This is a genomic window from Streptomyces sp. 8P21H-1, assembly GCF_013302945.1.
Map to the genome: position 1 here is coordinate 1 of NZ_JABTYA010000285.1, position 12,990 is coordinate 12,990.

The following is a 12,990-nucleotide window of genomic DNA, read 5'->3' on the forward strand; positions in this document are numbered from 1 at the left end:
GCGCGGCGGCCGCCGCGCGGGGCGGACTTCCTCAGGCGGCGGCCGCCAGGCGCCGGCTCAGCACCTCGTCGGCGAGCCCGTACGCCACCGCCTCCTGTGCGGTGAAGACCTTGTCGCGGTCCATGTCGGCGCGCAGGGTCTCGACGGAGTGGTGGGTGTGCAGGGACAGGACGTCCTCGACCTGGGAGCGGATCCGGAGCATCTCCTCGGCCTGCAGGGCCAGGTCGGAGACGGTGCCGCGGGCGGCGCCGCTCGCGGGCTGGCCGAGCAGGACCCGCGCGTGTTCCAGGATGAACCGGCGGCCGGGGTCCCCGCCCGCCAGGAGCACCGCCGCGGTCGAGGCGGCCTGCCCGACGCAGAACGTGGAGACGGGCGCGCTGACGAAGCTCATCGTGTCGTAGATCGCCATGAGCGAGGTGAACGAGCCGCCGGGCGAGTTGAGGTAGATCGCGATCTCCCGCTCGGGGCCGGCCGACTCCAGGTGGAGCAGCTGGGCGATGACGACGTTGGCCACGCCGTCGTCGATCTCGGTGCCGAGGAAGATGATCCGCTCGGACAGCAGCCGGCTGTAGATGTCGTAGGCGCGCTCGCCCCGGGGGGTGTTCTCGACGACGTTCGGGATCGTGTACTGGCTCACCTCAGAGTCCCATCCGTCGCTTCGAGGAGGCCGGGCGGACGTCGTCGAGGGACTCCACGACCCGGTCGATCATGCCGTACTCCCGCGCCTGCTCGGCCGTGAACCAGCGGTCGCGGTCGCCGTCGCGGGAGATCGTCTCCTCGCTGTGGCCGGTGTGTTCGGCGGTGATGCGCTCGATGGTCTCCTTGGTGAACCGGAGGTTCTCGGCCTGGATGGCGATGTCGGCGGTGGTACCGCCGATGCCGGCCGAGGGCTGGTGCATCATGATCCGCGCGTTCGGGAGCGAGTAGCGCTTGCCGGGGGTGCCGACGGTGAGCAGGAACTGCCCCATGCTCGCGGCGAAGCCCATGGCCAGGGTGGACACGTCGTTCGGGATGAGCCGCATCGTGTCGTAGACGGCGAGGCCCGCGTGGACGGATCCGCCCGGGCTGTTGATGTAGAGGGCGATGTCGGTGCGGGGGTCCTCCGCGGAGAGCAGGAGCAGCTGCGCGCAGATCCGGTTCGCGGAGACCTCGTCGACCTGGGTGCCGAGGAACACGATGCGCTGGTTGAGGAGCTGGGCGGCCAGGTGGTCGTCGAACCGCGACGGCGGGGTGTCGCCCTCCTCGGCCCGCGGTGCCCGGGAGGGGTCCTGACCGTAACCGTGACTGTGACTGTGGCCGTATCCGGCCCTGGCCCCCGCCCTCGGCCCGAAGCCGGGTGCGGTACTGCTGAGTGCCATCGCTCCTCCTGGTGGTGGCGCGGCCCGGAGCGCCGCGGTGCCCCCACCCTCGGACCGCCGGCGGCGGCGCGGAAGGAATCTCGGCCCGCAGCAGATTCGCCGACGGCAGAGCGGGCCCGGGACGCGGCCCGCCCCGCCCGGGGCGGGGGTGCTACACCGTCACCACCAGCGAGAACTCGTACAGGTCGCCCCGGCACAGCGACTCGCCGTACTCCACGACGTGCCCCGTGCCGTCGAACGCCGTGCGCCGGACCAGCAGGGCGGCGGACCCCTCCTTGACGCCGAGCAGACCGGCCTGGCGGCCGGTCACGTTGACCGCGCGGATCTGCTGCGTGGCGCGCACGACACGGACGCCCCGGGTGCGTTCCAGGGCCTCCGACAGCGAGCCCTTCAGGAGCGACTCGTCCAGGTCCGGGAAGCGCTCGGCGGAGAGGTGGACCGTCTCCAGGCAGATGGGGAAGCCGTCGCCGAGGCGCAGGCGCTCGATGCGGTGCAGGGTGGTGCCGGGGTCGACGCCCAGGGCCGTGGCATGGTGCAGGTCGGCCTCGACGAGTTCCGCGGACAGGAGTTCGGCGCTGGGCCGGTAGCCGCGTGAGCGCAGGTCCTCGGAGAACGAGGTGAGCGTCGACGTCTTGGTGATCCGGGGATGCGAGACGAACGTGCCGACGCCCCGCACACTGCGGACCAGGCCGTCCTCGCGCAGGGCCTGGAGCGCGCGCCGGGCGGTCGCCCTGCTGACGTCGTACCGCTCGGCGAGCTGCCGTTCGGTGGGCAGCGCCTCGTCGGGGCGCATCCGGGCGATGTCGGCCTGCAGCCGTCGCCGCAGCGCCTCGTGCTTGTAGGGGTCCGTCGCCGGGCCGTCGTCCGGAGGCCTGTCCTCGACCGTCACATCCACTCCGCGGTTCGCACCTGTCCGCTGTCCCCGCCGGACACGGTGGCGGGGCATCAGCGTACGCACCACGTCCAGGGTCGCACCCGCGGTGTCCGGTCCCGGTGCGCCGGTCCGGCCCCGGCCGGCCGCCCAGCGTTCCTCCTGGGCGAGCAGGGCCGCCTCGAACTCCTCGGCCCGGTAGGGGGATCCGGTCTCCAGCGCCCGGCCGATGTGCTCGCACCAGCTGCGCCAGCGGGGCAGGTGGAACGTGCGGACGAGGCCGGACCAATGGCGGCCCGAGTAGTCGTGCAGGGCGCTGCGGGTGTGGCCCCAGAGGGTGAGCAGGCGCCGCGCGTTGCCCTCGTAGAGGTCGGCCTCGGCCGGGGTGGTGGCCCAGCTGCGGGCGTCGGCCAGCCAGGCGTCCAGCCGGTGTTCGGGCCGGGTGGCGAGCAGGGTGTCCAGGTCCTCGACGGTGGCGAGCAGTTCACCGGCGGCCCGGTGGAAGCCGTCGGCGTCCCGGGCCAGGGCCGCGTCCGCCGCCCGCCACTGCTGTTCGCACGCCCGGTGGGTGAGCACCTGGGCGGTGACGTCGCACAGGTCCCGGCCGAGCGGGCCCGCGCTGTCCTCCGGTGTCGCCTCCCCGGCCAGCAGCGTCCATGCCTCGGCCAGGTCCGGTGGTACGTCGGGGGACGGGGGGCCGGACAGGTGCACGGGGAGTTCGTGCCGGAGGTCGCCCTCCAGGGTGGGCCTGCCGATGACCACCGAGCCGGGCGGGCCGGGGCCGTCGGCCGAGTAGACGCAGGCGTGCAGCAGTTCCCAGGCGCGCAGCAGTCCGGGGGTCGCACGGCCGTAGCGGGCGCGGGTCCAGTTCTCCAGCCAGGTCCGTACGTCGTCGACGGAGCCCTGCCACGCGACGTCCGCCAGCAGTTCGTACAGGACCGGGTCGCCTCCGAAGGCCTCCATGCTCGCGCCGATCCCGGACAGCGAACCGCCGTGGGCGTCGGTGGCGGCCCGGGCGGCGCCGGTGGCGATCTCGTCGAGGTTCCCGTAGAGCCCGGGGCGTCCGCCGAGGCTGTGCAGCATGCACCACACCCAGGGCTTCTTGCGGTAGCCGTCGGTGCGCCGCCAGACCGGCCGGTGCTCGGCCCACAGGTCCAGGACGAGCAGTCCGTCGTCCGGGACGGCGTCGAGGAAGGCCCGGGTCCGCTCCGGGGTCCAGTAGCGGGAGCGGTAGGAGAAGGGCCAGGCCTGGAGGACCCAGACGGCCTGCTCGTCCACCGCGGTCATCGTCCCGTGCACGGCCCGTGCGACCCGGGCGATGCCGGCGGGGTCGCCCACCGGTGGGGTCGTCTCGATGAACGGATCGGCGGCGTAGAGGTGGTCGGTGCCGAAGAGCCGGGTCTGCTCGGTCAGCAGGGTGGTGCCGAACTCCTCGAAGAGCGGGTCGCGCGGGTCCAGCAGGCCGACCTCGAAGTCCCACCAGGGGAGGGTCGTCGACCGGGCGCCCCGGTCCGCGACCAGCTCCCGCGGGACGTGCCCGGAGAAGCCCTGGAGGACGGGGTGCATGCCCAGGGCGCGTTCGCGGTCCAGGATGCGCCGGCCGAGACCGGCGTGCGCGTCGATCCAGCTCTGCGGCAGGGGGCCGCACCAGCCGTCGAGCGAGGCGAGCCAGTTCCACGGCAGGTAGGCCGGTCCGCCGAGGAAGCGCCGGGCGCTCGCGTCGTCGAGGCCGGCGGCCAGCAGGGCCCGCTGCCAGGCCGCCTCCAGGCCGGTCATCGCGAGCGGTGTGGTCACTCCGTGCAGGGCCATCCAGTCGATGTGCCGCTCCCAGCGGGCCCAGTCCCAGAAGGCCGTGGTGTAGCCGAAGGTGCAGACGTTGAAGTGGTAGCGGTGGCGGTACGGGGAGGTCGTCCGGGCGGTGCTGCCGGTGCGCGGCAGCCGGTCCGGGAGCCGGGGGGCGGGGGCGTCCCAGGTGATCTGGGTTCCGCAGGCGGTCCGCAGGTAGTGGCGCAGCGCCGAGGCGACCGCCACCCCGCTGGACCCGCGCAGGGTCACGCCCGCCGGCCCGGCGTCGATCTCGTACCAGTCGGGTCCGCCGGTCCCGGGGACCACGTCCGCGGTGAACTCCGCGGCCCGCTCCCCCAGCAGGCGTGCGAGCAGCCGCCCGGCGGCCGGGGTCCCGGCGTCCGGTTCCCCGGGAGGTGTCATCGTCCGGACCGCTCCTGCCGACATCGACTGTGGTACGTACCACGGAACCCAAGAAGCTAGACGCGTCACGCGGCGCAGTCAAGGAACCGGGCCTGAAACAAGTCGGATCGACCGCGGGTCTGGGCAGGTCCGTACGGCGGTGGTACGGTCCACAGCCACGTCAGCGGCTCCGTTCGACACCTCAGGTGGCCTCGATACGATGAACGCCGATCTCGCTTACTTCGCCGCCCTCCAGGAGAACCTCACCGCCCTGGCCACCGCCGAGCGGCCCTCGATCGAGCGTGCCGCCCGCGCCGTCGCGGACAGCGTCGCCGCCGGGGGCGTCGTGCACTACTTCGGCAGCGGCCACTCCCAGCTCGTGGCGCTCGAACCGCTGATGCGCGCCGGAGGGCTCGCGCCGGTCGACGTCATCGCCGACCCGGCGCTCTCCCCCGTCGCCCCGCGCCGCGCCGGCGCGGCCGAGCGCGTCGGCGGGTACGCCGCGGCGATCCTGCGTACGGCGGACATCAGGGCGGGCGAGGTGGTGGTCGTGATCTCCAATTCGGGGATCAACGCCGTGCCCGTCGAATTCGCGCTCGGTGCCCGGGAGTCGGGCGCGACCGTGGTCGCCGTGACCAGCCGGGCCCACTCGCTGGCCGCCGGGTCGCGGCACACCGGCGGACTGCGGCTGCTCGACGTGGCCGACATCGTGATCGACACCCACGGCAGCCCCGGCGACACGGTGGTGCCGCTGGGCGACCTGGCGGTGGGGGCCCTGTCGACGGTGCTGGGGGCGGCCCTGGTCAACGCGCTGACCTGCCGGGCCGCCCAGCTGCTGGCCGAACACCACGGGCAGCGGCCGCCGCTGATCGTCAGCCAGAACACCGACGCCGACGCCGAGCGCCGCAACGACGCGTTGCTGGAGCGGTTCGGCGACCGTTGCCCGAGGGGCTGACCCACCGATCCGACCGACGAGACCAGGCAAGGAGGCCGATGGCCGATGAGGGACAGCACGCACCGGGCGCGCCGCCGCGCCGCCGCGGCGGTCTGCGCCGTCGCCCTCGTGCTCCCGCTCGCCGCGTGCGAGGCGCTCACCCCGGGCAGCGCGACGGCGGAACCGGGCCCCACGAGTGTGCCGTCCTCGACCGCCGTGCCGGAGGGGGACGTCACCCTGCGCCTGCAGTTCGCCGACGCCCCCCTGATGGTCGACGCGCTGATCGCGGCGTTCGAGGGGAAGCACCCCGGCATCGAGGTGGAGCCGCAGTACAAGACGTTCTCGGACTACGTCCAGAACCTCAAGCTGACCATGACCTCCGACACCGCGCCCGACATCGCGCAGTACGCGGTCGGCATGACCGATCTCGCGGCGGACGGGCACGTCCTCGACCTGGCGCCCTACCGGGAGGCGTACGGCTGGGACGAGGCGGTCCCCCCGGTCAGCCTCGACCAGCTCACCGCGGGGCGGACCAGTGAGGCCACCGGCGGGCGGGCCCTGTTCGGGGTGCCGGCCGGCCTGTCCATGACGGGCATCTACTACAACAAGGAACTCGCCCGGCGGGCCGGGATCGACTCCCCGCCGAGGACGCTGGCGGAGTTCGAGGAGCAGCTCGCCGCGGCGAAGGACGCGGACCTGACCCCGCTCGGCGTCGGCGCGCTCGACTCCGGCGGCCTGCACCTGTGGGCCGCGCTGCTCAACCAGCTGATGCCCACGGACCGGTACTGGGACTGGGTGAACGGCAGGAAGGGCGCCACGATGGAGAACCCGGCGGCGGTCGAGGCCAGTGAGCTCATGGTCGAGTGGGGCCGCAAGGGGTACTACAGCGAGTCCGCGAACGGCACCGCGCAGGTCGACTCGACCGCCCGGTTCGCCGAGGGCGACAGCGTCTTCCTCATCAACGGCAACTGGGCCGCGGGGCAGCTGGCCGCCGTCATGGGCGACGACGTCGGGTTCTTCCCGATGCCCGGCGAGCGGGCCGGCTCCCCCACGGTGGCGTCGGGGTTCAGCGTCTCGTACGCCGTGTCGTCCCTGACCGAACACCCCGAGGCGGCGGGCGTGTTCCTGGACTTCCTGACCTCGCCCGAGGCCGGCCAGATCATCAGCGACAACGGCTTCCTGCCGCCCAACCCCGATGCGGTGAAGAAACCGGCGGGTGTGCTGGCGGACATCGCGCGGGGCCACCGGCGGGCCGTCGCCGACGACGGGATCACCACGTTCCCCGACTTCGCGGCGCCCGCGATGCTCGACCGGCTGCGCTCCGGCGTCCAGAAGCTCATCGCCGACCGGATCGGGCCCGCGGAGTACCTCGACTCCCTTCAGGACGAGTGGGAGGACCACCATGGGGAGTAGCCCACCGGTCCGCAGCGGGCGGGGCGACGAGCAGCGGGTCCGCGGTCAGCGGGTGCGCAGCCGCAGCCCGTGGCGCGGATACGTGTACGTCCTGCCCGCGTTCGCCGTCTACTTCGCGTTCGCGGTGCTGCCCGCGCTGCACACGGCGTACCTGTCGCTGTTCGAGTGGGACGGCGTCACGCTCGGCGACTGGGTCGGGCTCGGCAACTACGCGGAGATCCTCCAGGACCCGATCCTGCGCCGGTCGGTCTTCAACGCCCTGGTCCTCGTGGTGTTCTTCTCCTTCGTGCCGATCGTGCTCGGGCTGCTGTCGACGGGCCTGCTGGCCCGCTACCGGCGGCCCGGCATGGGGGCGTACCGCTTCCTGTTCATGCTGCCGCAGGTCGTGCCGCTCGTCGCGGTCGGCGTGACCTGGCGCTGGCTGTACGGGGACGACGGCGTGGTCAACCAGGTGTTCCGCGCGGTCGGGCTCGACGGGGTGACCCGCGCGTGGCTGGGCGACTTCGGCGCCGCGCTGATCGCCGTCGGGCTCGTCGGCACCTGGGTGCTGAGCGGCCTGTGCATGATGCTCTTCCTCAGCGGTGTGCAGAAGGTGGACCCCAGCCTGTACGAGGCGGCCCGGATCGACGGCGCGGGGCCGGTCCGCGAGTTCGTCTCCGTGACGCTGCCGCACCTGCGCGGTGAACTCGCCGTCGCCATGACCGTCACCACGGTGGCCGCGCTGGCCAGCTTCGACATCGTGTACGTGACGACGAACGGCGGCCCCGGCGAGCAGACGACGGTCCCCGGCCTGCTCGTGTACCGGCTGGCGTTCTCCGAGGGCAAGGTGGGGCTCGCCGCGGCCCTGGCCGTCGTCCTGGGCTGTCTGATACTCGGGATCGTCTACCTCATCAACCGTCTGTCGAGGTCCCAGACATGAACACCGTGAGGTGCCAGGCATGAACACCGTCGCGCGCTCGGAACGCTGGTCCGGCTACGCGCTGCTGACCGTCATGGCGCTCGTCGTCGTGGTCCCGTTCCTCAGTGTCTTCCTCGCCTCGCTCCAGCCCGCGGGCACCCCGGTGGTGGGTCTGACCTGGCCGGACCGGTGGAGCTGGAGCAACTACGAGACGGCCTGGTCGGTGGCCGGGTTCTCGGACCTGATCCGGCACAGCCTCGTCATCGCCCTGGGGGTGGTCCCCGCCTGCCTGGTGCTGGCCGCGCTGGCGGGCTACGCGCTGGGCACGATGCGGCTGCCCGGCGGCGACGCGGTGGCGGCGTTCTTCGTCGCGGGGCTCACGATCCCGGTCGAGCTGATCGTGGTGCCGCTCTACTTCGACCTGCGCGGCCTCGGCCTGACCAACTCGTACCTCGGCGTGATCCTGGTGGAGATCGCGCTGTTCCTGCCGTTCGGGGTGTTCTGGATGCGCACCCACTTCCGGTCGACGCCCATGTCCCTGGTGGAGGCGGCCCGGATCGACGGCGCCTCGTCGGCCACGATCCTGGTGCGGATCCTGCTGCCGCTGGCCCGCCCGTCCCTGATGACGCTGGGGCTGCTCGTCTTCATGTGGTCGTGGAACCAGTTCCTGCTGGTGCTGGTCCTGATCCAGGACACCACCAGGCACACGGCGCCCGCGGGTCTGGGCTTCTTCGTCGGCCAGAACAGCACGGACATCCCCACTCTTGCAGCGGGGACGATCATCGTGATGCTGCCGGTCCTGATCCTCTTCGTCGTCTTCCAGCGCAGCTTCATCGCGGGGCTGCTGCAGGGCGCGATGAAGGGGTGACGAGGGCGCGCGGCCTCCCCGCACGACAGGCGGAGGGAGCGGGGGCGGGGCGGGACGTGCGGTCAGGCCGCCTGCGACGCGTCCGAGGACGCCTCGGACCGGGGCGCGGCCGCCGCCCACTCCAGGACGAGACGCTGGTACTGCCGCCGCTGCTCACCGCTCAGCATTCCGCCGGCCCGGAGCCACAGGGCCCGGATCTCCTCGTTGACCTCGGCGGCTGATCGTTGCGTGGCTCCCGGCGCACGGCGGCAAGTGGTGGACATACCGTGAATCATACGGGGCTCTGCGTGAAGACCATGTGAGTTACAGCTGTGATCCGTACCGCCTTCGGCGCCTTTGCGCCGGCCGTTCCCGTTCCCGGGAGCCGGGACGGGAACGGCCCGACCGGCCCGGTCAGGTTCCCGGCTTGCGGCCGTACACGTACACGTCGTCGTTCTTCTTCAGGAGCGACCAGTACTTCTTGGCGTCCGTCTTCGTCATGTTGACGCAGCCGTGCGAGCCGGGCGGGTTCCACATGCTGACCCCGACCGAGTGGAAGGCCTGGCCGCCGTCGAAGAACTGGCTGTAGGGCATGGGCACGTCGTAGATGGTCGAGACGTGGTCGATGTTGCGCCAGTAGACCTTCTTCAGGCCGGTGCGGGTCTCGTAGCCGTCACGGCCCGTGCGTACCGGGACCGGCCCGTACACCAGGGTCTTGCCGTCCTGGATCCAGCTGAGCTGGAGTGTCAGGTTCACGCAGGCTATGCGGCCCTTGTTCACCGGGCACTTGCCGGCCGCGTTGGGTTTCTTGCCGACGGCCTTCTGCTTGGTCATGAGGTCCATCACACCCCAGGTGACCGGACCCGCGTAGCCGATGTTCGGGGTGATGCCGTGCCGGGTCTGGAACGCCTTGATCGCCTTGCAGTCGGCGGCGGACTGCCTGCCGTCGACGGGCCGGCCGAGGAACTTCTCGACCTGCTTCTGGTACGGACCGCTGCTCGTGGTGCAGCTCGCCGCCTGTGCAGGCGCCACGCCCACTGCGACGGTCAGCGGCGCCACCAGCGCGGTGACGCCCAGTGCGACGGCTGCCGGTCTGCGTATGTCCCCCATGGGCAGGCCCTTCTCTTCGACGTGGTCCTCGCGGATCGATCGGTCGATCCGCGTCAACTGGACGCGCGCCGGTGGGCATCGGTTGCGGACTCCCGGTCGATCGCAACCAAACAGTGACATGATCTTGACAGGGAGTGTCCGGCGAAAGCCGGTACGGAGGAGACCGGTACGGGCGTCGGTCTTCCCCCCGGCTGCCCGCTGTGCTTGTCTGAGGGCCGTTTTCGGTGGCAGGGGCGGGAGTTGCCGCATGCGCAAGCCGTGGATCGTCGGAATGCTGGCGGGGCTGATGCTGCTCGCCGCGTGCGGTGACCCCTCGTCGGAGCCCGGGGCCGCGTCCGCTCCCCCGTCGTCCGGGGCCGGTCCGACCACGCATCAGCGCGCGGCCGGCACACCCGGAGCGGGTACGGGAGCCGGCGCCGCGACCGGTTCCACCCCGGGGTCCGCGTCCGCGTCCGGGGCCAGGGGCGGTGCCGGTGCGGGAACCGCCCCCGCCGGGGACCGCCCCCGCCCCACCGTCCTCTACCTGGGTGACTCCCTGGCCACGGAGAACCAGGAGGTCCTCGGCGGACTCCTGCGGGACGAGGTGGGAGCGCGCTACACCAGTGCCCCGTACTCCGGCACCACGCTGTGCGACTACCTGGAGGGCACGGCCGAGGCCTCGCTCGTCCCGCCGGCGGACAAGGCGGCCGCGCTGGTGCGCCGGCTGCGGCCGGACTTCGTCGTGCTGCAGTTCTGGGGCAACGCATGGGGTTACACGCCCTGCATGGACGGCGTCACGTACGACAGGGCACGGGACGCGTACCTGGCGCGGTACACCGCCGACGCCCGGCGTCTGAGCGACCAGGTCTCGGGCGCCGCGGGCGGGACGAGGATCGTCTGGGTGCTCCAGGGGCCGGACCCGGTCACCCCCGACCGGGTCCGGCGGGTCAACACGGTCTACGAGCGGCAGGCACGGGCGTCCGGCGAGCTGCTCGCGGACGCCGGAAGGGCCGTGAGCCCGGCCACGGCCCGCTACACCTGGACGCAGTACCTGCCGTGCACCGCGTACGAGCGTGCGCACCGGCCGTACTGCACCCGGCCGGGCAGCGGCCGGACGGCCCTGCACCGCGACGACGACCCCCTGCACTTCTGCCTGGCCCCCACGACCTCGAAGCCCAGGCCCTGTCCCGTCCGCTCCCCCGGCATCCTGCGCGTCACGCGGGTGATCACCGACACGATCGCCGGTGCGGTCGACAGGTCCTAAGCAGCGTGCGGGGCGTACCCGGCCCGCGCCTCACTCCCCGGCGTACGCCTTCTCCAGGGCGGCGATGTCGATCCTGTGCATCTTCAGCATCGCGGCCGTCGCGCGGTTCGCCTTCTCCTGGTCCGGGTCGCTGATCATCTCGATGAGCCGGGACGGGACGACCTGCCAGGAGACGCCGAACCTGTCCTTCACCCAGCCGCAGGGGCCCTGCTCGCCGCCGCTCCCGGTGAGCGCGTCCGAGTAGAAGTCCACCTCGGCCTGGTCGGCGCAGCCGATCTGGAAGGAGATGGCCTCGTTGAAGGTGAACTCCGGTCCGCCGTTCAGGGCGACGAACTTCTGGCCGTTGGCCACGAAGTCGACGGTGATGACGGAACCGGCGGGTCCGGGCCCGGCCTCCGTGTACCGGCTGACCCTGCCGAGTTCGGAGTTCTTGAAGAGCGAGACGTAGAAGTCCGCGGCCTCCTCCGCCCGGCCGTCGAACCAGAGACATGTGGTGAATCCGGCGGTGCTCATGGGTACCTCCTGGAGAGCGGTGACGCTGTCATGTGTACCGACCGTTCCGGGGCGGAGAACTCATCGGTGAAGCGGTGAAGCGGTGAAGCGGTGGCACGATGACCGTCGCGGACACCGGGCGGGTGCCGGGACGGTCGCCGGGGCGGCCTGCCGCGGAATTAGCATGGCCCGTCATGACCTCCCCGCACGGTGACCGTGTCCGGCCCTTCCGCCCCTTCCGCATCGACGTCCCCCAGGCCGACCTCGACGACCTGCACGCGCGCCTGGACCGCACGCGCTGGCCGGACGAGCTGCCGGGCGTGGGCTGGGCCCGCGGGGTTCCGCGCGGCTATCTGCGGGAACTCGCGGAGTACTGGCGGCACTCCTACGACTGGCGTGCGGCGGAGGCCCGGCTCAACGAGTGGCCCCAGTTCACCACGGTCGTCGACGGGGCGCGCCTGCACTTCGCGCACATCCGCTCGCCGGAACCGGACGCCACACCGCTGCTCGTCACGCACGGCTGGCCCGGCTCGATCGCCGAGTTCCTGGACGTGGTGGGCCCGTTGGCCGACCCGCGGGCCCACGGTGGCGATCCCGCCGACGCCTTCCACGTGGTGGTGCCCAGCATCCCCGGGTTCGGCCTGTCGGGACCCACGCGGGACACCGGCTGGGAGTTCCGCCGCGTCGCCGCCGCGTTCGCCGTGCTGATGGACCGGCTCGGCCACCGGCGGTTCGGCGTGCAGGGCGGCGACTGGGGCGCGGCGATCTCCCGCGAACTGGGCCGTACCCACCCCGACCGGGTGATCGGCGTCCATCTGAACCTGCTGCCGGGCGCCCACGCCACCACCGAGCCGACTCCGCAGGAGCTGGCGGGGCTGAGCCCCCGGGAACGCGAGCGCACCCTCGCCTCCTGGCGGCGCCACCAGGAGTGGACCCGCGAACGCCAGGGGTACGCCGACCTCCAGTCGACCCGCCCGCAGACGCTCGCCTACGCGCTCACGGACTCCCCCGTCGGCCAGCTGGCCTGGATCACGGAGAAGTTCAAGGAGTGGACTGACTCGGACGAGCGCCCCGAGGACGCGGTCGACCGGGACCTGCTGCTCACCAACGTGATGCTGTACTGGCTGACGGGCACGGCCGGTTCGTCCGGGCGGATCTACTATGAGCGCGCGCACGCGGGCGACGGGGGGACGCGGCCGCAGCCGTCGACCGCACCGACCGCGCTCGCCGTCTTCCCCCGGGACAACTTCATCCCGCTGCGGCACCTCGCGGACCGCACGGACACCGTCGTGCGGTGGACGGAGTTCGACCGGGGCGGGCACTTCGCGGCGATGGAGGAGCCGGACCTGCTCGTCGGCGACATCCGGGCGTTCTTCCGCCACCTGCGGACCCTGGGGGGATGAGGGGGCCGGGGCGTGGAGCACGAAGGCCGCGACGGCCCGGTGCCGTCCGCGGGCCGACGCGGACGGCCCTCCCGACAGGCGCGCCGGGGAGTGCCTGCTTAGCGTGACGGGGTGAGCCTCCGGACAGCCCCCGACCGGGCAGTGGCCCGACACGGCTGGGTCCAGGCCCTCGCCACGGTCCTCGCCGCGCTGATCGCCATGCTCGCGGTCGCCGCGCTCGGACTGTGGGCCGCG

Annotated in this window: 12 protein-coding genes; 6 read left to right on the forward strand and 6 right to left on the reverse strand. The window is 72.5% G+C overall.

Annotated elements, in window-relative coordinates; translation table 11 throughout:
• Positions 1-31 precede the first annotated feature (31 nt).
• The 3 genes from HO151_RS06055 to HO151_RS06065 form a co-directional block, all read right to left on the reverse strand.
• Complete coding sequence (locus HO151_RS06055; RefSeq protein WP_173895069.1) at positions 32-637, reverse strand: ATP-dependent Clp protease proteolytic subunit; 606 nt, start codon at positions 635-637, stop codon at positions 32-34.
• Position 638: 1 nt separating this feature from the next.
• Positions 639-1,358 carry an ATP-dependent Clp protease proteolytic subunit gene (locus HO151_RS06060; RefSeq protein ID WP_173895070.1) on the reverse strand — a complete coding sequence of 240 codons (720 nt, stop codon included), beginning with the start codon at positions 1,356-1,358 and terminating at the stop codon, positions 639-641.
• Between the two features lie 151 nt (positions 1,359-1,509).
• The gene (locus tag HO151_RS06065; protein WP_173895071.1) at positions 1,510-4,437 is read right to left on the reverse strand and encodes an alpha-N-acetylglucosaminidase TIM-barrel domain-containing protein; all 2,928 of its coding nucleotides are present in this window, start codon (positions 4,435-4,437) and stop codon (positions 1,510-1,512) included.
• A gap of 199 nt (positions 4,438-4,636) precedes the next feature.
• Between HO151_RS06065 and HO151_RS06070 the strand changes: the two genes are divergently transcribed.
• From HO151_RS06070 to HO151_RS06085, 4 genes are read left to right on the forward strand one after another with little or no spacing between them, the layout of a single operon-like run.
• Complete coding sequence (locus tag HO151_RS06070; protein WP_173895072.1) at positions 4,637-5,371, forward strand: sugar isomerase domain-containing protein; 735 nt, start codon at positions 4,637-4,639, stop codon at positions 5,369-5,371.
• A gap of 45 nt (positions 5,372-5,416) precedes the next feature.
• Positions 5,417-6,763, forward strand: a complete 1,347-nt coding sequence (locus HO151_RS06075) for an extracellular solute-binding protein (protein WP_173895073.1) — start codon at positions 5,417-5,419, stop codon at positions 6,761-6,763.
• Positions 6,753-7,682, forward strand: a complete 930-nt coding sequence (locus tag HO151_RS06080; RefSeq protein ID WP_173895074.1) for a carbohydrate ABC transporter permease — start codon at positions 6,753-6,755, stop codon at positions 7,680-7,682. Before HO151_RS06075 ends, HO151_RS06080 begins: the two co-directional genes overlap by 11 nt.
• Before the next feature lie 19 nt (positions 7,683-7,701).
• Positions 7,702-8,529, forward strand: a complete 828-nt coding sequence (locus tag HO151_RS06085) for a carbohydrate ABC transporter permease (protein WP_173895075.1) — start codon at positions 7,702-7,704, stop codon at positions 8,527-8,529.
• A gap of 62 nt (positions 8,530-8,591) precedes the next feature.
• On the opposite strand, the gene HO151_RS06090 is transcribed toward HO151_RS06085, so the two are convergent.
• A complete protein-coding gene (locus HO151_RS06090; protein WP_173895076.1) occupies positions 8,592-8,804 on the reverse strand; it encodes a hypothetical protein in 213 nt (70 codons plus the stop codon).
• Between the two features lie 118 nt (positions 8,805-8,922).
• The gene (locus HO151_RS06095) at positions 8,923-9,618 is read right to left on the reverse strand and encodes a L,D-transpeptidase family protein (protein WP_173895077.1); all 696 of its coding nucleotides are present in this window, start codon (positions 9,616-9,618) and stop codon (positions 8,923-8,925) included.
• Between the two features lie 247 nt (positions 9,619-9,865).
• Between HO151_RS06095 and HO151_RS06100 the strand changes: the two genes are divergently transcribed.
• Positions 9,866-10,861 (forward strand): SGNH/GDSL hydrolase family protein, encoded by a 996-nt coding sequence (locus tag HO151_RS06100; RefSeq protein ID WP_173895078.1) that lies wholly within the window; start codon positions 9,866-9,868, stop codon positions 10,859-10,861.
• A gap of 30 nt (positions 10,862-10,891) precedes the next feature.
• Here the strand turns inward: HO151_RS06100 and HO151_RS06105 are convergent, their stop codons facing one another.
• Positions 10,892-11,374 carry a VOC family protein gene (locus HO151_RS06105; RefSeq protein ID WP_173895079.1) on the reverse strand — a complete coding sequence of 161 codons (483 nt, stop codon included), beginning with the start codon at positions 11,372-11,374 and terminating at the stop codon, positions 10,892-10,894.
• A gap of 173 nt (positions 11,375-11,547) precedes the next feature.
• Here HO151_RS06105 and HO151_RS06110 point away from each other — a divergent pair, with 173 nt between their 5' ends.
• Entirely contained in the window at positions 11,548-12,756 is a 1,209-nt protein-coding gene (locus HO151_RS06110; protein ID WP_173895080.1) for an epoxide hydrolase family protein, read from the forward strand.
• Positions 12,757-12,990: the final 234 nt, after the last annotated feature.